The following is a 23629-nucleotide window of genomic DNA, read 5'->3' as shown; positions in this document are numbered from 1 at the left end:
CCCTGCCATTTCCCTGCCGTACTCCCGGGTTTGGGCGCACCGCCCAAATTGGCATACAATTAACGGCAAACAGTTCCCGTCAGGCGGCGGGATCAAGCCAGTATGCCGTGCCAGCAGACGGCGCAAAGGGGAGTGAGAGTGGCTATCGAGGTGAAGGGTCAGGCAGCTGATCGTGCGCAAATCCTGATTGTCGATGACGTTCCGGCGAATGTCGTCGTGCTTGGCAATGCACTGGCCGACGCCTATGAGGTGCGCTTCGCCACTTCCGGCGCGGAGGCGCTCGAACTGGCCGAGCGCGCGCCGCCCGACCTGATCCTGCTCGATGTCATGATGCCCGGCATGAGCGGTCACGAGGTGCATCGGCGCCTGCGCCAGCACATCAACCCCTTGCTGCGCGATACCGCCGTCATCTTCGTCACCGCCGATAACTCGCTGGGCAGCGAGCTGGCCGGCTTCAAACTGGGCGCCGAGGATTACATCACCAAGCCGATCGTGGTGCCGATCCTGCTGGCGCGGGTGCGCAACGTGCTCGAACGCAGCCGCCGCCGGCGCGACCTCGAACTGTCCCTGGTCAGCGCCGAGCAGGGCTTGTGGGAGTGGCGTCCCGAACAGGATGAAGTCATGTTCAACGCCAACTGGGCCATTCCGCTCGGTTACGCCCGCGGCGAGATGGCGCCCTGCGTGATGAGCTGGCGGCAATTGGTGCATCCCGACGACTGGCCGGCCCTGTTTGCCGCGCGCGACGCCTATTCTGGCGGCGAAGCCAGGCTGTTCGATCCGGAAATCCGCATGCGCCACAAGGACGACGCCTACGTCTGGATGCAGCTGCACGGCAAAGGGGTCGAATTCAATGCCCACCAGCATCCCGTGAGGCTGATGGGCACTTACATGAATATCAGCCGCCGCAAGCATGCGGAAATCGAACTGCGCCGCCGCGAATCGCAGCTGGCCACCATGATCGCCTCGCTGCAGGACGCGGTGCTGGTACTGGACCGCGCAGGCCATATCACCATGTGCCATACGCCGAAGGATTGCCGGCTTGGCTTCCTGACGCAGGACGTGGTGGGCAATGCGTATGGCGCGGTGCTGCCGCGCGAACTGGGGCGGCAGCTGGCGCAGTCGATCGCCGCAGCGGCCGACTGCCAGTGCACCGCGCAGGAAGAGTTCGACCTGGAGCTGGACGGCCAGCGTTGCTGTCTGCAACTGACCGTCAATGCGCTGGCGGGGGCCGATGCGAATCCGACCGGTTATCTGGCGGTATTGCAGGACATTACGCTGCGCAAGCTGGCCGAGGAAGAGATCCGCACACTGGCCTTCTACGACCAGCTGACCCGGCTGCCCAACCAGCGCATGCTGCGCGACCGCCTGCGCGCGGCGCTCGCCGACAGCGCCCATGGCAAAGGCGTGGGGGCGCTGTTGTTTCTCGACCTCGACAATTTCCGCCGCCTCGAGCAGGCGCAGGGCCGCAGCGTCGGCGACCTGGTGCTGGTCGAGATGGCGCGCCGCATCGAGCAATCGGTGCGCAGCGGCGGCATGGTGGCGCGCCTGGGTGGCGACAAGTTCCTCGTGCTGCTGGAAAACCTGGGCGACAGCGAGGTCGAAGCCATCAGGCTGGCGGGCATGATCGGCGAGCGCATCATGGCGGCGGTGGATAGTCCGGTGGCAGTGGCCGACAGCGAGTATCGCATTTCCGTTTCGCTGGGCGCGGTGCTGTTTTCCGGCCAGCGCCAGGGCGAGGAAGCGCTGCTGCAGCAGGTGGAGCTGGCCATGTACAGCGCCAAGTCCAAGCCGGGCAATGCGTTGCGCTTCTTCGAGCCGGAAATGCAGGCCAGCGCGCTGACCCGGGTCGCCCTCGAGCAGGCGCTGTACAAGGGCCTGGCACTTGGCGAGTTTTTCCTGTTGTACCAGCCGCAGGTCGACGGCGCGGGCCACATCGTCGGCGCCGAAGCCCTGGTGCGCTGGCAACATCCGCAAGACGGCGTGCTGGCGCCGGGGCATTTCATCCCGCTGGCCGAAGATACCGGACTGATCGCACCGCTCGGCCTGCATATTCTCGAAACGGCCTGCCGCCAGCTGCGCCACTGGCAGGGCAATCCGGCCACCGCCCACCTGTCGATGGCGGTCAATGTCAGTTCGCGCCAGTTCGAGCGATCCGGCTTCGTCGAGGATATCGAATTGCTGGTGCAGGCCAGCGGCATCGATCCGCACCAGCTCAAGCTGGAAATCACCGAAAGCCTGTTGCTGGAAAATACCGACAGCATCGTGCGCAAGATGACGCGCCTGCGCGAAATCGGCATCAGTTTTTCGCTGGACGATTTTGGCACCGGCTATTCATCGCTGGCTTACCTGAAGCGGCTGCCGATCGACCAGTTGAAGATCGACCAGTCTTTCGTGCGCCATGCGCCCGGGAGCAGCGTCGATGCCGCCATCATCCGCTCCATCATGACGCTGGGCAGCAGCCTGGGCATCCCGGTGATTGCCGAAGGGGTGGAGACGGATGCGGAGCGGCGCTTCCTGGCCGAGCAGGGCTGCACCCTGTTCCAGGGCTTTTACTTCGGCAAGCCTTGCGTCGTCGCCGACTTCGAGGCGCTGCTGGCACGCGCCGATAGCTTGGTGGGCTCCTGAACCCTGAACTTTATTGACTCACTGACTTCAGGCATTGAGTTCACGCATTTACTTCACTCACGCCTGCCCGGCCCGCTGCAGCATGAATCGCTGCAGCGCCGCCAGCGCCACCGCATAATTCAATACGCGCACCGGCCGCACCACCGCAACAAAGGCTGGCGCCAGCGCGCTGCCCTTGAGTAGCGCCTCGATCCTTTCTGTCGTCTGGATTGCGGCGAACTGCCGTGCCGTGAGTTCGCCGTGCAGGGTTTCCAGCAAGGGCAAGACCTGTTCGTCATTATGCAGGCCCAGGCTGGCCGCGACGGCGGCAACGGCCGCGATGGTCGATGCAGCGCTCGCCGCCAGCGCATCGAGCTGTGCCAGCGCCAGTGTGCATTCTGTCGCCAGCGTCTCGGCCAGCGCTTTGACCGATTCCACGGCGTGCGGCTGCGCTTGCCTGACGCAGATCGCCAGCGCGTCGGCAGCGGTGCCCACGGCCGTCAGCCCGAGGTTGCCGGCCTCGCCTTTCAATTCATGCGCCAGCCGGTACAGTGCATCGCTGTCGCCGGTCGCGGCATGGCGCCGCAACGCGGCGGCGGCGTGCCGGTGGCGGTCGGTAAAGCTTGTCAGCAATTGCTGGTACAGCGCGGTATTGCCGTGCAGGCGGGCCAGCGCCTGTGTCACGGCGACGCCGGGCAAGTCACGCGCCAGCGCCGCTGCTTGCGTCTCCCTTGCCGCCGTGCCGGACGCATTGATGTCGGCCGGCACGGCGACCGTAGTGGGCGTAGCGGCCGTAACAGCGGCGGTGACCTTGGTCCCGGCGGGTTGCCTGATCCATGCCACCAGGCGCTCGGCCAGTTCCAGCGGATCGACCGGCTTGGCGATGTGATCGTTCATGCCGGCAGCGGCGCTGGCGATGCGGTCCTGGCCCATTGCCGCCGCCGTCATCGCCAGGATTGGCAAGTCGCGGCCGTGGTCCAGCTGGCGTATGCGCCTGGTCGCTTCCAATCCATCCATGACCGGCATGTGCAGGTCCATCAGGACCGCATCGAAGCGGCCGCCGCGTACCTGCTCGAGCGCTTCCTGGCCGTTGCCGGCCAGCGTGACGCGCAGGCCGCCTTGCAGCAAAAATTCGCGCGCCACTTCCTGGTTCAGCGGATTGTCTTCCACCAGCAGTACGTGAGCGCCGCGGATCTGCGCCAGCGTCGCGCGCGGACCCGCATGGTGCTGGCGTGCATCCGCGGCGCGCGCCTGCTGGGCCTGCTGCGGATGCTGGATGGCGAGGATGGCGTCGAACAGGGCCGAGGGCACCACCGGCTTGGCCAGAACGGAATCGAGACGGGTGGCGCCGGCTTCGCGCAGCAGCTGGTCGCGGTCATGCGCGGTGACCATCGCCATGATTGGCGGTGAATGGATGCGGCCGTTTTGCGCAGCCTGTGCAACTTCGTGGGCCACTTCCAGCCCGCTCAGGCCGGGCATTTTCCAGTCCAGCAACAACAGGTCGAATGGCTGGCCGGCGGCTTCGGCGGCAAACACCAGCTCCAGCGCGGCGGCGCCGGAGGTGCAGGTCGCCACTTCGAAGCCCCAGGCCGCCAGCAGCTTGTCGAGCAGGGTCAGCGAGGTCTCCTGGTCATCCACCACCAGGGTCTTCATCGGGCGCAACTGCTGCAGGTGTCCGATCTCTGCCGCGGATTGCGCGGCGGCCTTGCCGAAGTGCGCGCTGAAGCTGAAGCTGCTGCCGCGGCCGGGTGTGCTGGCCACGGCGATTTTGCCGCCCATCAGCTGCACCAGGTACTGGCAGATCGCCAGCCCCAGGCCGGTGCCGCCGAACTTGCGGGTGATCGAGCTGTCGGCCTGGGTGAAGGCCTCGAATATCCGGTCTGCCTGTTCCGGCGCCATGCCGATGCCGGTATCGCGCACGGTCGCCTCCAGCACGACCTGGTCGCCGCTGTCTTCCTGCAGCGCCAGCCGTACGTGCACCTCGCCGGCATCGGTGAACTTGACGGCATTGCCGACCAGGTTGTTCAACACCTGTTCAAAGCGCAGCGAGTCACCCACCAGCCGGCGCGGCACCGCCGGATCGATCTCGACGAACAGTTCCAGGCCTTGTTCCTCGATGCGGCCGATGAACAGGTCGGCGACATTCTTCAGGCTGCGCTCCGGTTCGAATTCGGTCTGCTCCAGTTGCAGCCGGCCAGCTTCGATTTTCGAATAGTCGAGGATGTCGTTCAACAGCCCCAGCAGCGCCGCCGACGAGGTCTGCACCTTTTCCAGGTAATCGCGCTGGCGCCCGGCCAGCTCGGTTTGCAGCACCAGGTGGGTCAGGCCCATGATGGCATTCATCGGCGTGCGGATTTCATGACTCATGTTGGCCAGGAAGCTGCCTTTGGCCTGCGAGGCGGCTTCCGCGGCTTCCTTGGCTTGCTGCAGTTCACGCGTGCGCTCCTCGACCTTCTGTTCCAGGTTCTGGTTGACGGCCTTGAGTTCCTGCATCGAGGCGGACAGGCGGCCGCGGCTGTCGTTCAAGGCATTGACCAGCGTGCCGAGTTCGTCGCGGTAGGGATAGGCGATTTGTTCGGCTGGTGCGGCGTCGCCGGAAATACGCCACTCCGCCACTGTTTCGGCAACCCGGGTCACGGTGTCGGCCAGGCGATAGCGGATGGTCCAGGAAAACAGCAGCCACAGGCCGGTGGTGATGAACAGCGAACTGGCCAGCACCACGAAAAAGCCGTATTTGAAGCGCTCCCACAATACCTGGTGGCTGGAGTACAGGTGCAGGTAGCCGATCAGGCGCTTGCCTTCGCGCAGCGACTCATACACCAACGGCGCGCTCTGGCGGCGATGCGGGCTGAAGATCGTGCCCGCATCGCCGTCATCTGCGCTTGACAGATCGCCATCGGCCGCCAGCGTTCCGCCCGTGGCGTCGGCGACGCGCACGCCCGAGACGATGGCATTTTGCCGCAGCGCGCGCGCCATCGATGCCAGTGCTGGCGTGTCCAGTTCCCATACCGCGGTGGTGACGCCTGGACCGACCGTGGCGCCGAGCGAGGCCAGATCGCGCACGATTGCGCGTTCGACGGTGAAATATTGGATCGCCAACTGGACACCGGTGGCGCTCAGCGCCAGTACCAGGTACCACGGAAACATCGTATACAGCAGGCGCCGCGCCAGCTTTTGCTTGGCCATTCTTGTTACTCCCCTGTCAATCCTGAAGGATTGTCTTGTCGATTGTCGTCATCTATTGTCGCCACCACCAGCGCGTGTCCGGCTCGGCATTATTCTTTGGCAGGGCCGGGTTGCGCAGTCGCAGCACCTGGCGCCGGTCCTTTTGCAGTGCGGCGATTTCTTCCGCATGATAGCGTTCGAACAGCTTGCGGAAGGAGCCGTCGGCCAGCGCCAGCTGCAGGCCGCGTTCGATGCGGCTGGCCAGCGCGGTGTTGGTCCGGCTGACCCAGAAATACACCGGGTAGGGAAAGTACAGCGCCTTGCTGCTTTCCAGCGTCAGCTGCGGGTAGAGATGGTGGTGTTGCGCCAGTTCGCGCGTGGCTTCGTTCAGGCCGCGCGGAAAGGCGTCGAAGCGGTGCGCCTCCAGCATGCCATAGAGGTTTTCATGGCTGGTGGAGGTCTCGACCGTAAAGCCGTTGGCGCGCATGATCGGCAGGTCGGCCCACTGGCTGTTCAGGCCGAAAGTCAGCTGGCGCAGTTCCCCTGCTTCCATGCGGGCGATGCGCGGCTGGTCGGCGGCGCGGATCACGAACACGCGGTAGCCGACAATGCCGCGCAGGATATCGATCCGGACCGGCCGCGCCATGGCCTCGCGCTCCACGTTGGTGCCCAGCGCAATGACGTCGATCGTGCCTGCCTGCAACATCAGCATGGCGCGGTTTTGCGTCGCCTCTTCGGCCTGCGGCTGCAGCCGCATCACGCCGCCGTCATCCTGGGTATGCGCCAGCGCCAGTTCCAGCAGCTTCCAGCGGAAGTCATAGATCGGCCCGGTGGGGTAGACGCGCAGCGTGGCAGGCGGTGCCGCCGGGGCGGCCCAGGTGGCGCCGGCGGCAAGCAGGATGGCGAGGCTGGCGGCGAGACGAAGCAGGGGACGCAACATGTTCGGCCCGGATCAGCGCGCAGGGCGTACGTCCGCAGTGCGTACCCCATCACGCGTGACGAGGGCTTTTTTCAAGGCATCCTGGGCGTATTCGACATCGCGTGCCATCCGCATTTGCCGGCTGAAGTAGGCCTGGTTATACGATAGCCCGCCATCGCTGTTGTCGCGCTGCTCGCCCGGCAAGGCCCTGGCGCCGGCGGCCTGGCGTTTTTTCGCATCCTCCAGCAGCATTTCGGCGCGCATGACTTCGGCCAGGGCCGCATCGGGAACCGCGATGGTGCTCTTGCCGGGCGCCGGCGTGCGCAGCGGGTCGACGCGTTGCAGCGGGGTCGGCGTGGTTTGCGGCGCTACCTTCGGACGCTGGCCGGGCTCGGTGCTCCACAGGTTGCCCTTGATTGGCGGTGTCATCGTGATGGTGTGGTCGAGCCTGGCGCCGGCGACGGCTTCATCGGAATAGACGATACGGCCGTCCGGCAGCACTTGCCGGTAGATCCGGGTGGCTTCCTGATGGGCTGGCGCCTCCCGGACGGCGCCAGCGGCGGCTTGTGCCAGCGCCCCCGGTGCCAGGCAGGCGGCGAACAGCGCGGCGGCCGGCAGCAGGACGATGGGTTTCATGTTGCGCTCCTCGGGGTAGGCTTCTGGCAAACGAACGACGGGACAATGGGGCGATGATGCCATCTTGCCAAAAAAAGCAGAAGATGCCGTCGTTTGCCGCAAGGCTTGCTATCGCTGCTTACCGGATGTTGATCTTGTTTCATTATGTTACACGTGCTGGCCTTGCGCCAGTGTAGGATGCTCCACATTGCCGGTGGGCAGACGAGCCGGGCGGCGTAGCCGGTATAATCACGCCTGAACTCCAATCCTGGCGCCCGGCGCCGCATAGACTGAAATTTTCATGCTCGCAATACAAAGACAAGAAATCATCGACTTGTTCCAGCACGCGCTGGCGCCTATCGTCGCCGGCAGCGATCTCGTCCCGGCCGTTGTGCTGGAGCGCCCGCGCGACCCCGCGCACGGCGACGTCGCCTGCAATATCGCCATGCAGCTGGCCAAGCCGCTGAAAAAGAACCCGCGCGAACTGGCACAGGCGCTGGTGGCCAACCTGCTGGCCAGCCCGGGACGCGAGGCGCTGATCGCCAGCGCCGACATCGCCGGTCCCGGCTTCATCAACCTGCGCCTGGCGGAAGCCGCCAAACAGGCCGTCGTCAGCGCTGTGCAGCAGCAGGGCGCGCGCTTCGGCAAGGGCGAGGGCGGCGCCGGCAAGTCGGTGCTGATTGAATTCGTCTCGGCCAATCCGACCGGTCCGCTGCACGTCGGCCACGGCCGCCAGGGCGCGCTGGGCGACGCCCTGGCGGCGCTGTTCGAGCAGCAGAGCTACGCCGTCACCCGCGAGTTTTACTACAACGATGCCGGCGTGCAGATCGGCACCCTCGCGTACTCGGTGCAGGCGCGCGCCCGCGGCCACAAGCCGGGCGATCCGCACTGGCCGGAATCGGCCTACAACGGCGACTACATCGCCGACATCGCCGCCGATTTCCTGGCAAAGAAAACCGTGTCGGCATCCGACGGCGCGCCGGTCACCGCCAGCGGCGACCCCAACGACCTCGAATCGATCCGCCTGTTTGCGGTCGCCTACCTGCGCCACGAGCAGGACCTCGACCTGCAAGCCTTTGGCGTGAAGTTTGACAACTACTATCTCGAATCCTCGCTGTACCACGATGGCAAGGTCGAAGCCACGGTCAATGCACTGGTCAAGGCCGGCAAGACCTACGAGCTGGACGGCGCGCTCTGGCTGCGTTCGACCGATTACGGCGACGACAAGGACCGCGTGATGAAAAAGTCCGATGGCAGCTATACCTATTTCGTGCCGGACGTGGCTTATCACATCACCAAGTGGCAGCGCGGTTTCGGCAAGGTCATCAATGTCCAGGGCAGTGACCACCACGGCACCATCGCGCGCGTGCGCGCCGGCTTGCAGGCGGTCGGCGTGGGCATCCCTGAGGGCTATCCCGACTATGTGCTGCACAAGATGGTGACCGTGATGAAGAACGGCGAGGAAGTGAAGATTTCCAAGCGCGCCGGCTCTTACGTGACCCTGCGCGACCTGATCGAATGGTCGGCCGGCGAGGCTGCCGCCGACGCCGCTGACGCCACTGACAACGCCGGCGCGCGCGACCTGACGCGCGGGCGCGACGCCGTGCGCTTCTTCCTCATTTCGCGCAAGGCCGATACCGAATTCGTCTTTGACGTCGATCTGGCGCTGGCGCAGTCCGATGAAAACCCGGTGTATTACGTGCAGTACGCGCATGCGCGCATCTGCTCGGTGTTCAACCAGTGGGGCGGCGACGAAGCCGGCCTGGCCGGTGTGGACCTTGCGCCACTGAATTCGCCGCGCGAGGCGGCCTTGCTGGCGCGGCTGGCCGAATACCCGGACATGCTGCAAAAAGCGCTCGACGAACTGGGGCCGCATCAGGTAGCTTTCTATCTGCGCGACCTGTCCGGCGATTTGCACAGTTATTACAATGCCGAACGGGTGCTGGTCGATGACGAATCCACCAAACTGGCACGGCTGGCCTTGCTGCAGGCAACCCGCCAGGTATTGCGCAACGGCCTGGCGCTGATCGGTGTATCGGCGCCGTCAAGGATGTGAGCGACTCTCTTTTCGGAAGCGGCAGGAATTACATGAATTACAGGCACAATCAAGCCGGCGGCACTTTTCTCGGGATTATCATCGGGCTGATCATCGGCCTGGGCATTGCAGTCGGGGTGGCGGTCACCATCAACAAGACTCCGATCCCTTTCGTCGATCGCGGCTTCAAGCCCGCCAAGGATGCCGACACGGGCCAGATGCCGGACTTGAACAAGTCGCTGTACGGTAACCGTGAACCGGCCAAGCAGGCGGCCAAGGAATTCCAGAAGGACGCCGAACCCGCCGTCAGCGCCGAACCCGCCGGGGCCGGCCAGGCGGCGCCGCCCAACCAGGCCGCAGTCGCGCCTGCCAAGGCGCCTGCGGTTGACAAACCCGCAGACAAGCCCGCCGACAAGGCCAAGCCGGCCGATGGCGGCGCAGCGGCCAAGGACGCCGCTGCAGGCGACGAGAAGTGGTCGTATTATCTGCAAGCCGGCGCGTTCCGCGAACAGGCCGATGCGGAAAACGCCAAGGCCAAGCTGGCCTTGCTGGGCGTCGAAAGCAGTATCAGCGAGCGCAACGGCGATGCCGCCACCGGCACACTGTACCGTGTAAGGGTGGGGCCGTTCGCACAAGTCGATGCAATGAACAGGATCCGTTCAAAGTTGTCTGAGAATGGGGTGGATGTGGCGGTTGTGCGCATCCAGAAATAATTTTTTTATAAGGAACGATATGCGTCTTCTTTCTCGATTTTTCATGGCAGTCGGTTTTTCCCTGCTGGCGGCAAGCGCAAGCGCAACGCCGGACAATCCGCAAAACGGCAAGGATTACCTGACCCTCGAAAAGCCACAGCAAACTGAATCCGCCGGCAAGGTCGAAGTCACCGAATTCTTCTGGTATTCCTGCCCACACTGCAGTGCGCTGGATCCGGCGCTGGCGGACTGGGTGAAAAAGCAGGGCGACAAGATTTCCTTCAAGCGCGTGCCGGTGGCTTTCCGCGATTCCTTCGTGCCGCAGCAGCGCCTGTATTATTCCCTGGAAGCGATGGGCAAGGCCGACGAGCTGCAAGCGAAAATTTTCCGCGCGATCCACGTCGAACGTCGCCAGCTCGACACCGAGGCGCAGATCGTCGAATTCATCGCCAAGGAAGGCGTGGACAAGCAGAAATTCCTCGACCTCTACAATTCCTTCGGGGTCGATGCCAAGGTCAAGCGCGCCGTGCAACTGCAGTCGGCTTACCAGATCCAGGGCGTGCCGACGCTGGCGGTCGATGGCCGCTACCTCACCGCGCCGTCGATCGTCTCCGAGGGAAATGGCCGCATGCCGGAGCCGGCCTTGCACGCCGCCACCCTGAAAGTCATGGATAAGCTGGTGACCATGTCCGCCAAGCCGGCGGCGAAGAAATAAGGCGCGCGGCCTGACGGTCGCCGCCCATCGGTCCGCCGCTCGCAAGACGGCGGACTTTTTTATTTTCAAGAACAATCGACATGCAACGAGTTTTCATCACAGGCGCCTCCAGCGGCATCGGTGCTGCGCTGGCGCGGCGTTATGCCGAACAGGGCGCGTGCCTTGGACTGGTGGCGCGGCGCGCCGACGCGCTGCGGCAACTGGCCGCCGGCTTGCCGAATCCGCAGCGCCACCGTTGCTATCCGCTTGATGTCACCGATCACGCGGCCCTGGCGGCCGCCGCCGCCGATTTCATCGCTGCCACCGGCGGCGCCGACGTGGTGGTTGCCAACGCCGGCATTTCGGCGGGAACCCTGACCGAATATGCCGAAGACCTGGCGGTGTTCGAACGTATCCTGGCCACCAATCTTTGCGCCACGGTGGCGACGTTTGCGCCATTCATCGCGTCGATGAAGCGGCAGGCGGGCGAGGGCGGCGTCTGCCGCCTGGTGGGCATTGCCAGCGTCGCCGGCATTCGCGGCATTCCCGGCGCCGGCGCCTACAGCGCCTCGAAGGCGGCGGTGATCAGTTATTGCGAATCCTTGAGGGTAGAGCTGCGCGACAGCGGCATCCGCGTGGTGACCATTGCGCCGGGTTATATCGATACGCCGATGACGCGCATTAATCCTTACCGCATGCCTTTCCTGCTGACGGCCGAAAAATTTGCCGCGCAGGCGCAACGGGCGATCGATGCCGGCGCCAGCTATCGCGTGATTCCTTGGCAGATGGGGATGGTGGCAAAGCTGTTGCGGCTGTTGCCCAATGCGGTGTTCGACGCCCTGAGCGCGAAGGCCGGGCGCAAGCCGCGCAGCTTGCCGGACTAGCCTGGCAAGCTGGCGCTGCCGGCGGCTAGTCCTTGGCGCGGTTGATGCGCACGAGCAGGCGGATCATTTCGCGTGCAATCATGCGGTGATGATCATCCAGGCGCTGCAGGTCGGCGATCAGCTTGACATCGGCGGAGTCGAAGCGCTCCGCCACGTCGCCGCCGGCGCCGCCGGCACGCTGCTCTTGCTGGCCGCTGCCGAAGCGCAGCCATTCCGCCTGAACCCCCAGCCATTGCGCCAGGGTGCGCAGCTTTTCCTGGGTGGGGATGGCTTCACCCACCAGCCATTTGCGGGCGGCGTGGACCGTGATCGGGCGGCCCGTAAAGCGGATGTTGAATTCTCGCGCCAGCTGGGTCGGGCTGTCTGGGGAATAGTCAGCGTTGCGCAATGCCTGTTGCAAGCGCTCGCTGAAATCTTCTCGTTCTATCGATGCTTTCATGACGCGCACTATTCCATGTCAAAGGGTGGCAGTGACTCTAATGGTCGCGGGAACGATTGCTGTTTGCAAATCCGCGTAAAAAACAGTCTGAGAATGGGCTCTGGTAGACCAGGAGACCGTGAGGCGATGGTGTCGCACATCTCAGGGAAGCGACGATTAATGTTCACAAAAACCATTGCAAACTATACAGCAAGTGTAATGTAAATTACACGACATGTCAGCCGGAAATTCAGTTACATTCAGTTACATTGCGGTGCCATGCCGGTGAACTTGCAGGGGTGGAAGCGGCATTGTTTGTTAGGCAACTTTTTGAGGGGTGCCGTATTGGCAGGACTTAGCGTCGTTTTCAGCGCGGTTTTCCAGCGGCGGTCAATACGGCTGACCGGTCAATGAAAGTCATTGTTGCTTCTGCAATTGGTTACAAATTCTCTGCCTCTGGGGCGGCAAGCGTGAAGCGGAACACCCCGTCGGCGCCTTGCAGGCGCCGCAAGTGGCCCGCAAGCCACAACTGGTGCAGGTGCGCGAGCGCCTCGCCCAGGGCAAAGGTCAACTGGTGCGCATCGAGTGCACGGCGAAACATGATCGGCACGATATCGGCCGCCGAGCGTGGCGCTTCGCGACAGGCTTCCAGCACTTCCGCGAGACGTTCAGCATGGTGTTCGCGCAATTGATTGATGCGGACATGGAGGCCACGGAAGGGCTTGCCGTGCGATGGCAGCACCAGGGTCTCGGCGGCGAGCGCGTCGTACTTGCCCAGCGAGTCGAGGTAGAGCTGGACCGGATTGGCTTGCGGTTCGATAGGAAACACCGAGACATTGGTGGAAATCCGCGGCAGCACCATATCGCCGGAAATCAGCACGCCGAGGCTGTCGCAGTGCAGCGCCACGTGCTCCGGCGCATGGCCGAAGCCGGTGATGACCCGCCAGTCGCGGCCGCCGATCGGCAGCACCTGGCCGTCCTGCAGGCGGATGTAGGATTCCGGCACTGCCGGCACCAGCGAAGGATAGTAATTTTTGCGTGCGTCGAGCAGTGCCGGCATGGCGCTGTCCTGCATGCCATGGCGTTGCAGGTGCGGGAACATCGCGGCATCAGCGACGCCAGGCAGCTTGGCGTGCATCATGCGGGCAAACGCGTATTCGCCGGCGCTCATCCACAGCGGCGCCTGCCAGCGCCGGCACAGCCAGTCGGCCAGGCCGAGATGGTCAGGATGGAAATGGGTGGCGATCACGCGCAAGACCGGCAGGCCGCGCAATTGGTTGGCGAATATCGATTCCCAGGCGGCACGGGTGGCATCGTTGGCGATGCCGCAATCGACGATGGTCCAGCCTTTCACCGGGCCAGCGTCGCCCGCCATTTCATCTTCCAGTAGCCACAGGTTGATGTGGTTCAGGGCGAAGGGCAGGCCCATGCGCAGCCAGTACACGCCGGGCGCGACTTGTATGAGGGTGGCTGGCGCGGGCAGGTTGTCAGCGAAGGGGTAGTCGAGCTGGGATTCAAGTGGATTCATGAGGGGCGGCAGGAGCGGTCCAGGGGTCGTGGGCATGGGAATTGCAATTATCGCAATTTCCGGCGCATTTTCTTTTGTGTTGCATGCGCCTACAATGCGCTTCATTGCAACGGGATTTTAAACGCAATTGGTTAAACTAGCGGCTCCGGCCCTCTTGTAAAGAGTCAGATGCAACCCGACTTCCCCAAACTGCTGTCTTCGCAGATCGCTTTCGATATCGCGCGCACCATCCTCGATGGTTTCGACAAGCATTACCGGCTGTTCCGCCAGGTCAGCCAGCAAGCCAAGGATTTTTTCGAAAAGAGCGACTGGGCCAACGCCCAGCGCACCGCGCGCGAGCGGATTTCCTATTACGACAAGCGCGTGCAGGAGTGCGTGCAGATTCTGGAGGATGAATACGCCCCGGACGACTTGTCGGACGAAGTCTGGCGCGAGGTCAAGTTGCACTATATCGGCCTGCTGATCAACCACAAGCAGCCGGAACTGGCGGAAATTTTCTTCAATTCGGTGTGTTGCAGCATCCTGCACCGTACCTACTTCCATAACGATTTCATCTTCGTGCGTCCGGCGGTCTCCACCGAATACATCGAGCCGGTGCAGGGCATACCGACCTACCGGGTGTATTACCCGGGACGCGAAGGCATGCGCAATGTCTGGAAGCACGTCGTCAACGAGTTCAAGTTGCAGAGCGAGTTCGTCGATCTCGACCGCGATGCCGCCTACGTCGAGCAGCGTATGGATGCAATCTTCGGCAATGTCGAGATCGAATCCAACTACCAGGTGCAGGTGCTGGCCAGCCTGTTTTACCGTAACAAGGGCGCCTATATCGTCGGCAAGGGCATCAACGGCAACCGCATTTATCCGTTCGTGATTCCGATCCTGCAGAACCGCAAGGGCAGGCTGCTGCTCGATACCGTGATCTTCGACCCGGCCCTGATCACGGTGCTGTTTTCGTTCACTCGCGCCTATTTCATGGTGGACATGGAAGTGCCATCGGCCTATGTGCATTTCCTGCGCAGCATGATGCCCTACAAGCCGCGCAGCGAGATCTATACCATCCTGGGCTTGCAAAAGCTCGGCAAGGGATTGTTCTATCGCGACTTCCTGCACCACCTGCATCATTCCTCCGACCGTTTCCAGGCCTCGCCCGGCATCCGCGGCCTGGTGATGGTGGTGTTCGAATTGCCGTCCTTCCCTTACGTGTTCAAGCTGATCAAGGATTATTTCCCGCCGCCCAAGGACACCACGCCGGCGCTGGTGGCGGAAAAATACCTGCTGGTGAAAAACCACGATCGCGTCGGCCGCATGGCCGATACCCTGGAATTTTCCCATGTGGCTTTTCCACGCGAGCGCTTTTCCAAGGAATTGCTGGCGGAATTGAAGGAGGTGGCGCCGTCGCTGGTCGAGGAAGAGAGCGAACAGATCGTCATCCGCCACCTGTATATCGAACGCCGCATGGTGCCGCTGAATATCTGGCTGACGAAAGCCGAGGAGCGTGGCGACGCGGATGCGCTGGAACACGGTATCAAGGAATATGGCAATGCCATCAAGGATCTGGTCGGCGCCAATATTTTTCCTGGCGACATGCTGTACAAGAACTTTGGCGTGACCAAGCATGGCCGCGTGGTGTTTTACGATTATGATGAAATCGAGTACATCACCGATTGCAACTTCCGCGCCATTCCGGTCGCGCGCAATGAAGAGGATGAAATGTCGGCCGAGCCCTGGTATCCGGTCGGCAAGCACGACGTTTTCCCCGAGCAGTTTGAAACCTTCTTGCTGGGTAACCCCAGCGTGCGCAAATATTTCCTCAAGCATCATGCCGACTTGCTCACGCCGGAATTCTGGCAGAATCGTAAACAGCGGATAATGCAGGGGTATATCGAGGATGTATTCCCTTATCCTCAGGAAATGCGCTTTTGCAACCAGCCGCATGCAGCGAGCGCATCCGCGCAAGCAAGTTACTAAATTGGGGGCAGCGGTACTCTGTCCCCAACACTTTCTAACTAACATTTTTAACTACTTGGAGAGACCATCATGCAAGATCCCATCGTTATCGTCGGTGCCGCCCGCACGCCCATGGGCGCGTTCCAGGGCGACTTTTCCACGCTTTCGGCCAATGAGCTGGGCGCGGTCGCCATCCGCGCCGCCGTCGAGCGTGCCGGCTTGGCACCCGAGCAAGTGCAGGATGTCATTTTCGGTAATTGCCTGATGGCAGGGCAGGGCCAGGCGCCCGCACGCCAGGCCCTGATCAAGGCCGGGTTGCCGACCTCGACCGGCGCCGTGACCCTCTCCAAGATGTGTGGCGCCGCCATGCAGGCCACCATGTATGGCTATGATTCCATCGTTGCCGGCACCAACGAAGTGGTGGTCACCGGCGGCATGGAATCCATGACCAACGCGCCCTACCTGGTGCCGAAGGCGCGCGGCGGCTACCGCATCGGCCACGGCATGATCTTCGACCACATGATGTATGACGGCCTGGAAGACGCCTATGCGCGTGATGCGAGCGGCGCCGGCCGTTCGATGGGCACCTTTGGCGAGGATTGCGCCGCCAAGTATGGCTTTACCCGCGCCGATCAGGATGCCTTCGCCATTGAATCGGTCAAGCGCGCCCAGGCAGCCACTGCCAACGGCTGGTTTGCGCCGGAAATCGCCGCGGTCACCATCTCCGGCCGTGGCGGCGATGTCGTCATCGACAAGGATGAAGGCCCGCTCAAGGCCAAGCTCGACAAGATCCCGAGCCTGAAGCCGGCATTCAAGAAAGATGGCACCATCACCGCTGCCTCGTCCTCCTCGATCAACGACGGTGCCGCCGCGCTGGTGCTGATGCGCGAATCGACCGCGAAAAAACTCGGCTGCAAACCGATCGCCAGGATCCTCGGCCACGCCCGCCACTCGCAGGCGCCGGAATGGTTCACCACCGCACCGGTCGGCGCCATCGCCAAGCTCTACAGCAAGGTCGGCTGGAGCACCGAGGAAGTCGACCTGTTCGAGATCAACGAGGCGTTCGCAGCGGTGCCGATGGCGGCCATGAAGGAGCACAACATTCCGCACGAAAGAGTCAATGTCCATGGCGGCGCCTGCGCCCTGGGTCATCCGATCGGCGCCTCCGGCGCGCGCATCATCGTCACCCTGATCGGCGCCCTGCAGCGCACCGGTGGCAAGCGCGGCGTGGCTGCGCTGTGCATCGGCGGCGGCGAAGGCACCGCCATGGCCATCGAGTTGATGTAATGCCGGAAGCCCCTCCCGGCGACGGCGAGGGGCTGGCCTGCAGATGCATCAGGACTGAAACAGAAAGAACAGTATGCCGACCGCTCTCGTCATTGGCGCCTCGCGCGGTATCGGCCGCGAATTCGTCAGGCAATTATTACGGGATGGCTGGAAGGTCTGGGCGACCGCGCGCGACGACGCCAGCCTGGCGGAATTGCAGAGCGCCGGAGCGCAAGCGCTGAAGCTGGATGTGGCGCAAACCGACTCGATCGCCACGCTCGGCTGGCAGCTCGATGGCGAAAAGCTGGACCTGGCGCTGTTTGTCGCCGGCGTCTATGGGCCCGGCCATGGCGCCGAAACGGCGCCGACCAGCGCCGCATTCGACCAGGTGATGCACGCCAATGTGCTGGGCGCCATGCAACTGATCCCGACCGTGGCGCCGATGGTGGAAGCAGCGCGCGGCAAGTGCGTTTTCATCTCCAGCATCATGGGCAGCATCGGCAGCGCCACCGCCAGCATCGGCTGGGTCTACCGCGTCTCCAAGGCCGCGCTCGACATGGTGGTCAAGTCGGCCTCCTTCGACTACCGCCATGCGACTTTCGTGGCATTGCACCCGGGCTGGGTGCAAACCGGCATAGGCGGACCGAACGCACCCGTCCCGGTGGAACAAAGCGTTGAAGACATGCTGGATGTGATCGGCAAATTGCAGCCCGGCGATAGCGGCAGTTTCTATAGCCATGACGGCACCCGGCTGCCATGGTAAGCAAGGCCGGTTCCAAGTCGATGGCGCGCACCAGTGAAATCTCCAGGTGTCCATGCGGCGGCAGCGATTATGCGGCGTGCTGCGGCCGTTTCATTGCGCAAGGAAAAATCCCGCAAACCCCCGAAGAATTGATGCGTTCGCGCTATAGCGCCTATACGCTGGGCGACGAAGCCTATGTGCGCGCCACCTGGTGTCCGCGTACCTTGCCCGAGGGGCCGTTGATCTCTGCCGAGCCGGGCATGAAATGGCTGGGACTGGACGTGCGCCGGCATGCCGGCACCGGCGACGAGGGCGTGGTTGAATTTGTCGCCCGCTACAAGGTAGGCGGGCGGGCGCAGCGCATGCATGAAGTGAGCCGCTTTATCCGCGAGGCGGGACGCTGGTATTATGTGGACGGCAGCTTTCCGGATGGTGGCGCATGAGGGCCGCATGACTTATCACACCCTGCAAATCGAGCATGGCGGCGGCATGCTGGCGACAGTCTGGCTGAACCGCCCGGGGCAGTACAATGTCCTCGATTCCCGCATGCTGGATGAACTGATTGCGGTATTCGCAGAACTCGGCGCTATTGCGCAGTTGCGTGCGATCGTGCTGGCAGCGCGCGGTCCGCAATTCTGCCTGGGCATTGATCCCGATTGGCGCCAGCAGCTGCTTGCCAATGCGGCAGACCGCTGCGGCGCGGAGGCGCGCCTGGCGGCCCTGCTGCAGGCCATCCATGCCTGCGCCGTGCCGGTGGTGGCGAAAGTGCAGGGCGACTGTCATGGCGCCGGCACTGGACTGGTGGCCGCCTGCGACATCGCGCTGGCCGCCGGCCATGCCGGCTTCCGCCTGCCCGAGTTGCAGCCCGACATGCAGCCCGACGTGGCGCCTGTGGCGCATATTCCCTGGGTGGCGCAAGCCATGGGCGCGCGCGCGACGCGGCGCTATCTGCTGACGGCGGAACGTTTTTCCGCCTTTGAAGCCAAACAATTCGGCCTGGTGCACGAAGCGGTGGCGGCCGATGCGCTGGACGAACGCGCCGATGCCATCGTCGCTGCCCTGCTGCAGGCCGACAGGAAAAAAGTTTTTGGAGACGTTATTTGGAACAAAGTAAACAAGCCGACTGGATCGCCCGCAGCCTGAAAAGCGTCTGGCATCCCTGTACGCAAATGCAGCATCATGAAAACGTGCCGCTGGTGCCGGTGGCGCGTGGCCAGGGCGCCTGGCTGTATGACGCCGACGGCCGGCGCTACCTGGACGCCATCAGTTCCTGGTGGGTGAACCTGTTCGGCCATGCCAATCCGCGCATCAATGCAGCGCTGAAAGACCAGCTCGACCGCCTCGAGCATGCCATGCTGGCCGGCTTCACCCACGAGCCGGTGATCGAGCTTTCCGAGCAGCTGGCGCAGCGCACCGGCCACGCCCTCGGCCATTGCTTCTACGCTTCCGATGGCGCTTCCGCCGTCGAGATCGCCCTGAAGATGAGCGTGCACGCCTGGCGCAATGGCGGCCGTGCGAGCAAGCGCGAATTCGTCTGCATCAAGAACAGTTATCACGGCGAGACCCTGGGCGCGCTGGCGGTCACCGATGTGCCGCTGTTTCGCGAAGCCTACGGCAGCCTGCTGCAGCAGGTGCACGTGGTGGCCAGCCCCGATGCCCGCGCTACGCGCGATGGCGAATCGGCGGCGGATGTCGCCTTGCGCGCCGCCGGCGATCTGGAGCGATTGCTGCAGGAGCGCGCCGACCACATTGCCGCAGTAATCGTCGAGCCGCTGGTGCAGTGCGCAACAGGCATGGCCATGCACGACCCTGCCTACCTGCGCGAGGTGCGCGCCCTGTGCGACCGTTACGGCGTGCACCTGATCGCCGATGAGATCGCGGTCGGCAACGGCCGCACCGGCACTTTCTTCGCCTGCGAGCAGGCCGGCATCTGGCCGGACTTCCTGTGCCTGTCCAAGGGCATCAGCGGCGGCTACCTGCCGCTGTCGCTGGTGATGAGCACCGATGCGATCTACCAGGCCTTCTACGATCGGGATGTCGCGCGCGGCTTTTTGCACTCGCATTCGTTTACCGGCAATCCGCTGGCGTGCCGCGCTGCGCTGGCGACCCTGGCGATCTTCGAGGAAGACGATGTCCTGAATCGCAACCGCGACAAGGCCGCGCGTATTACCCAGGCGCTGGCGCCGCTGGCGCAGCACGAACAGGTGCGTCATTTCCGCCAGCGCGGCATGATCTGGGCCTTCGATGCGGTGATCGACGATGCACAGCAGGCGCAAAGCTTCTCGCGCCGTTTCTTCACCACCGCGCTCGAGCATGAATTGCTGCTGCGTCCGATCGGCACCACGGTCTACCTGATGCCGCCGTATATCCTCGATGAACAGGAAATCGACCTGCTGGCCGAGCGCACGCACAGCGTATTTGAAAAGGTACTCAAAGGATGAAACTGCTCGACGATCTTCAGCAACAGCTGGGCCAGCTGCAGGTGCAAAGCCTGCAGCGCCGTCGCCGCACTGCCGATTCGCCCTGCGCGCCGCGTGTCGTCGTCGATGGCCGCGACATGCTGGCCTTCTGCAGCAACGATTACCTCGGCCTGGCGGCGCACCCTCAGGTGGTCGAAGCCTTGCGCGAGGGCGCGAGTCTGTATGGCGCCGGCAGTGGCGCCTCGCACCTGGTCAGCGGCCATGGCCGCGCCCATGCGCAACTGGAAGAAAGACTGGCGGAGTTCCTGGCGCCGCATCTGGAACAGGCCCGCGCGCTGTATTTTTGCACCGGCTACATGGCCAACCTGGCGCTGCTGGGCGCGCTGGGCGGCGCCGACGCAATGATTTTTTCCGAGGGCATGAACCACGCCTCGCTGATCGATGGTTGCCGCCTGGCGCGCGCGCAGGTGCAGGTCTATCCGCATGGCGATATTGACGCGCTGGAAAAGATGCTCATCGCCAGCACCGCCGCCACCAAACTGGTCGTCACCGACAGTGTCTTCAGCATGGATGGCGATATCGCGCCGCTGCCGCAACTGCTCGCCTTGTGCGAGCGTCATGACGCCTGGCTGGTGATCGACGATGCACACGGTTTCGGCGTGCTGGGCGAGCATGGCCGCGGCGCCCTCGAACATTTCGGCCTGCGTTCGCCCAACCTGGTCTACATGGGCACGCTCGGCAAGGCGGCAGGTGTCGGCGGCGCCTTTGTCGCTGCCCACGAAACCGTGATCGAATGGCTGGTGCAGCGCTCCCGCCCCTATATTTATACCACCGCCGCCGCACCGGCCCTGGCGCATGCCTTGCTGACCAGCCTGGACCTGATCGCCGGTACGGAAGGGCACGCGCGCCGCGCACACTTGCAAGCGCTGATCGGCCAGCTGGATGCCACGCTGACGCTGCAACGCTGGCAGCGCCTGCCATCGATCACGGCGATCCAGCCGGTGGTGATCGGCGCCAACCAGGAGTCGCTCGATGCCGCCGCCGCCCTGCATGAGCAAGGCTTGTGGGTGCCGGCCATCCGTCCGCCGACCGTGCCACGGGACACCGCGCGCCTGCGCGTGACACTGTCGGCGTCGCATACCGTGGAACAGGTCGCACAACTGGCGCGCGCCCTCAATGCGCTGGAAGCCAGGACGGCATGAGTCACGGCTGCTGAAACACATGTTCTCACAACAAACAGGAGGCTCCAGATGACTGCATCTTGCGCATATTTCATCACCGGCACCGATACCGATATCGGCAAGACCCTGATCGCCTCGGCCATGCTGCATGTGCTGGCGGAAAACCGCATCCGCGCCGCCGGCATGAAGCCGGTGGCCGCCGGCGCGGTACTGCGCGATGGCGCCTTGCATAACGACGATGCCGATGCGCTGGCGGCGGCAGCCTCGGTGCCTTTGCCGGTGGAACTGGCCACGCCCTACCTGCTGCGCGAACCGGCTTCGCCGCATATCGCTGCCGCCATGGAAGGGATCGAAATCGACCCGCAGCACATTCAGTCCTGCTATGATCGCGTGGCTGGCATGGCGCAGGCGGTGGTGGTCGAGGGTGTCGGCGGTTTTCGCGTGCCGCTCACCGACCGTTTTGACACCGCCGATCTGGCGCAGCAACTGGGCCTGCCGGTAGTCATGGTGGTTGGCCTGCGGCTGGGATGCATCAGCCATGCCTTGCTGACCGCCGAGGCGATTGCTGCGCGCGGCCTGAAGCTGGTCGGCTGGGCGGCCAACGTGGTCGATCTGTCAATGCAGCATGGCATCGCCAACCTTGAAACCCTCAGCGCGCGCCTGCCGGCGCCGCTCCTGGGATGCGTGCCGCGCCTGCCGGCGGCACTGCCGGCGGCCGCTGCGGCACACCTGGATTTTTCCAGCCTGCCCGGATGGCCGGTAGTAACGGCGCAACGCGGCTCGCGTGAATGAATTTGCAAGGAATTGATTAACATTGTGGCTTTCAGGCCTGCTTGCATGCGGCTGAAAGCGATTGCCTGAAAAGGATTTTTGATGTCGTCGCAACCCCTGGTATTCCAACCTACCCCCGCGCCTGTGGCGCCCATCGTCGCCGACAAGTGGCCGGTGGAAGCCATCGCCGCGCTGTTCGAGCTGCCCTTTACCGAATTGCTGTACCGCGCCCAGCAGGTACATCGCGCGCACTTCAACCCGAGCGAAGTCGAACTGGCCACGCTCCTGTCGATCAAGACCGGCGGCTGCTCCGAGGATTGCGGCTATTGCCCGCAGGCGGCGCGCTACGACACTGGCGTGGTGGCTGAAAAAATCCTGCCGCTCGACACCGTGCTGCAGGCCGCGCGTGAAGCCAAGGCGCAGGGCGCCAACCGTTTCTGCATGGGCGCGGCCTGGCGCGAGCCCAAGGACCGCGACCTGGTGAAGGTCGAAGAGATGGTGCGCGAGGTGAAGGCCCTGGGCCTGGAAACCTGCGTCACCCTCGGCATGCTGGGACAGGGCCAGGCCGAACGCCTGCGCGCCGCCGGCCTGGATTACTACAACCACAACCTCGATACGGCGCCGGAATTCTATGGCGACGTCATTTCCACCCGTGAATACCAGGACCGGCTCGACACCCTGGGGCGGGTGCGCGGCGCCGGCATCAAGGTCTGCAGCGGCGGCATCGTCGGCATGGGCGAATCGCGCCTTCAGCGCGCCGGCCTGATCGCTCAGCTGGCCAACATGGAGCCGTACCCGGAATCGGTGCCGGTGAATAACCTGGTGCAGGTGGAAGGCACCCCCCTGTACGGCACCGAGGCGCTGGACCCGCTGGAATTCGTGCGCACCGTGGCGGTGGCCCGGATCACCATGCCCAAGGCGCGCGTGCGGCTGTCGGCCGGGCGCCGGCAGATGGGCGAGGCGGTGCAGGCCTTGTGCTTCGTGGCGGGCGCCAATTCGATCTTCTATGGTGAAAAGCTGCTCACCACGGGCAATCCGGAAATCGATGCCGACCGCGCCCTGCTGGACAAGTTGGGCATGGTCGCGCGCGGCACCGCCGTGGATGCGCGCTGCGAGATTGATGGCTAAGCATAACGCCTAAGAGATTGTTGAGCCGACGGCAATGCCGTGCGCGGAGGGGGCAGTGCATCCTCTACCGGGGGCGACGTGATTTGGCGCCACATTCTGGAGTTTTTATAAGACCATCAGCTTGATGGCCCGGACCCGGTACTTGTTACAAGTACCGGGTGATGTGTGCCAGTCAATGCGTTAATGCGGGGGCAAACGGTAACGAGGAGCATTGAGGAAATTGGCTTAATTTCAAGCAATCACCAACATATCATTTTCGTACTGCTCCTGGAGAATAGAGCCGGCTGGCTAGATCACTTTTGCGCAGACGGAGATGTGCTCTGATTCACAGACATCGCTCCAGCGAGCGAAGACTTCCTCCCATTTTTTATTGCCAGCAAGAGCCGTGAGAGCATTCGGTACGGCGTTTGCATCCGGCACTTCCCAAATATCATAGAGATGGCCCAAATCTCCTATGAATGGGGTGTAGGAAGCGAGCAGCTTCCAGCCGTGAGGCTCAAGAAACTGCGCTATCTCTTTAAGAATACTGACGGCTTCTTCGACACGCCCATATTTAATTTTGATGAGAACAACAAGATTCATGGACATTGTGAGTCTCCTTTAATTGAATTAATTTATAG

General features: G+C 63.4%; 20 protein-coding genes. 14 read left to right on the top strand and 6 right to left on the bottom strand.

What is annotated here, in order from left to right:
• Positions 1-138 precede the first annotated feature (138 nt).
• The gene (locus tag D3878_RS13795) at positions 139-2625 is read left to right on the top strand and encodes a GGDEF/EAL domain-containing response regulator (RefSeq protein ID WP_158592261.1); all 2487 of its coding nucleotides are present in this window, start codon (positions 139-141) and stop codon (positions 2623-2625) included.
• 57 nt (positions 2626-2682) lie between these two features.
• On the opposite strand, the gene D3878_RS13790 is transcribed toward D3878_RS13795, so the two are convergent.
• From D3878_RS13790 to D3878_RS13780, 3 genes are read right to left on the bottom strand one after another with little or no spacing between them, the layout of a single operon-like run.
• Complete coding sequence (locus tag D3878_RS13790; protein WP_119786014.1) at positions 2683-5790, bottom strand: response regulator; 3108 nt, start codon at positions 5788-5790, stop codon at positions 2683-2685.
• Between the two features lie 52 nt (positions 5791-5842).
• Entirely contained in the window at positions 5843-6709 is an 867-nt protein-coding gene (locus D3878_RS13785) for a substrate-binding periplasmic protein (RefSeq protein WP_199688165.1), read from the bottom strand.
• A 12-nt stretch (positions 6710-6721) separates the two neighbouring features.
• Positions 6722-7324 carry a hypothetical protein gene (locus D3878_RS13780; protein WP_119786013.1) on the bottom strand — a complete coding sequence of 201 codons (603 nt, stop codon included), beginning with the start codon at positions 7322-7324 and terminating at the stop codon, positions 6722-6724.
• A gap of 280 nt (positions 7325-7604) precedes the next feature.
• Here D3878_RS13780 and argS point away from each other — a divergent pair, with 280 nt between their 5' ends.
• From argS to D3878_RS13760, 4 genes are all read left to right on the top strand, one after another.
• Complete coding sequence (argS, locus tag D3878_RS13775; RefSeq protein WP_119786012.1) at positions 7605-9359, top strand: arginine--tRNA ligase; 1755 nt, start codon at positions 7605-7607, stop codon at positions 9357-9359.
• 32 nt (positions 9360-9391) lie between these two features.
• Positions 9392-10051 (top strand): SPOR domain-containing protein, encoded by a 660-nt coding sequence (locus tag D3878_RS13770; RefSeq protein WP_119786011.1) that lies wholly within the window; start codon positions 9392-9394, stop codon positions 10049-10051.
• A 19-nt stretch (positions 10052-10070) separates the two neighbouring features.
• Positions 10071-10745 carry a thiol:disulfide interchange protein DsbA/DsbL gene (locus D3878_RS13765; protein ID WP_119786010.1) on the top strand — a complete coding sequence of 225 codons (675 nt, stop codon included), beginning with the start codon at positions 10071-10073 and terminating at the stop codon, positions 10743-10745.
• Positions 10746-10825: 80 nt separating this feature from the next.
• Positions 10826-11608 carry an SDR family oxidoreductase gene (locus tag D3878_RS13760; protein WP_119786009.1) on the top strand — a complete coding sequence of 261 codons (783 nt, stop codon included), beginning with the start codon at positions 10826-10828 and terminating at the stop codon, positions 11606-11608.
• A 25-nt stretch (positions 11609-11633) separates the two neighbouring features.
• Here D3878_RS13760 and D3878_RS13755 read toward each other — a convergent pair whose 3' ends face one another.
• Together D3878_RS13755 and D3878_RS13750 are read right to left on the bottom strand one after the other, a co-directional pair.
• Positions 11634-12047: a hypothetical protein gene (locus D3878_RS13755; protein ID WP_119786008.1), complete on the bottom strand. Its 414-nt coding sequence runs from the start codon at positions 12045-12047 to the stop codon at positions 11634-11636.
• 418 nt (positions 12048-12465) lie between these two features.
• Positions 12466-13554 carry an MBL fold metallo-hydrolase gene (locus tag D3878_RS13750; protein WP_119787895.1) on the bottom strand — a complete coding sequence of 363 codons (1089 nt, stop codon included), beginning with the start codon at positions 13552-13554 and terminating at the stop codon, positions 12466-12468.
• A 168-nt stretch (positions 13555-13722) separates the two neighbouring features.
• On the opposite strand from D3878_RS13750, the gene aceK reads away from it, so the two are divergent.
• From aceK to bioB, 9 genes are all read left to right on the top strand, one after another.
• Positions 13723-15522 (top strand): bifunctional isocitrate dehydrogenase kinase/phosphatase, encoded by a 1800-nt coding sequence (gene aceK, locus D3878_RS13745; protein WP_119786007.1) that lies wholly within the window; start codon positions 13723-13725, stop codon positions 15520-15522.
• Positions 15523-15591: 69 nt separating this feature from the next.
• Entirely contained in the window at positions 15592-16788 is a 1197-nt protein-coding gene (locus D3878_RS13740; RefSeq protein WP_119786006.1) for an acetyl-CoA C-acyltransferase, read from the top strand.
• 73 nt (positions 16789-16861) lie between these two features.
• The gene (locus D3878_RS13735) at positions 16862-17530 is read left to right on the top strand and encodes an SDR family oxidoreductase (protein WP_119786005.1); all 669 of its coding nucleotides are present in this window, start codon (positions 16862-16864) and stop codon (positions 17528-17530) included.
• The gene (locus D3878_RS13730; protein ID WP_233556329.1) at positions 17524-17952 is read left to right on the top strand and encodes a YchJ family protein; all 429 of its coding nucleotides are present in this window, start codon (positions 17524-17526) and stop codon (positions 17950-17952) included. The genes D3878_RS13735 and D3878_RS13730 overlap by 7 nt, the downstream gene beginning before the upstream one ends.
• Before the next feature lie 7 nt (positions 17953-17959).
• On the top strand, positions 17960-18652 hold the full coding sequence (locus D3878_RS13725; RefSeq protein ID WP_158592260.1) for an enoyl-CoA hydratase-related protein: 693 nt from the start codon (positions 17960-17962) through the stop codon (positions 18650-18652).
• Entirely contained in the window at positions 18610-19950 is a 1341-nt protein-coding gene (gene bioA, locus D3878_RS13720) for an adenosylmethionine--8-amino-7-oxononanoate transaminase (protein ID WP_119786003.1), read from the top strand. Before D3878_RS13725 ends, bioA begins: the two co-directional genes overlap by 43 nt.
• Positions 19947-21131: an 8-amino-7-oxononanoate synthase gene (gene bioF, locus D3878_RS13715; RefSeq protein ID WP_119786002.1), complete on the top strand. Its 1185-nt coding sequence runs from the start codon at positions 19947-19949 to the stop codon at positions 21129-21131. The genes bioA and bioF overlap by 4 nt, the downstream gene beginning before the upstream one ends.
• 48 nt (positions 21132-21179) lie before the next feature.
• Positions 21180-21902: a dethiobiotin synthase gene (bioD, locus tag D3878_RS13710; RefSeq protein ID WP_119786001.1), complete on the top strand. Its 723-nt coding sequence runs from the start codon at positions 21180-21182 to the stop codon at positions 21900-21902.
• Between the two features lie 81 nt (positions 21903-21983).
• A complete protein-coding gene (gene bioB, locus D3878_RS13705; RefSeq protein WP_119786000.1) occupies positions 21984-23009 on the top strand; it encodes a biotin synthase BioB in 1026 nt (341 codons plus the stop codon).
• Positions 23010-23297: 288 nt separating this feature from the next.
• Here the strand turns inward: bioB and D3878_RS13700 are convergent, their stop codons facing one another.
• The gene (locus D3878_RS13700; RefSeq protein ID WP_119785999.1) at positions 23298-23597 is read right to left on the bottom strand and encodes an NIPSNAP family protein; all 300 of its coding nucleotides are present in this window, start codon (positions 23595-23597) and stop codon (positions 23298-23300) included.
• Positions 23598-23629 lie beyond the last annotated feature (32 nt).

It is taken from the genome of Noviherbaspirillum sedimenti, from assembly GCF_003590835.1.
Classification (GTDB): Bacteria; Pseudomonadota; Gammaproteobacteria; order Burkholderiales; family Burkholderiaceae_D; genus Paucimonas; species Paucimonas sedimenti.
The sequence above is the reverse complement of the archived record's forward strand: the minus strand, read 5'-3'. Positions and strand labels throughout refer to the sequence as shown.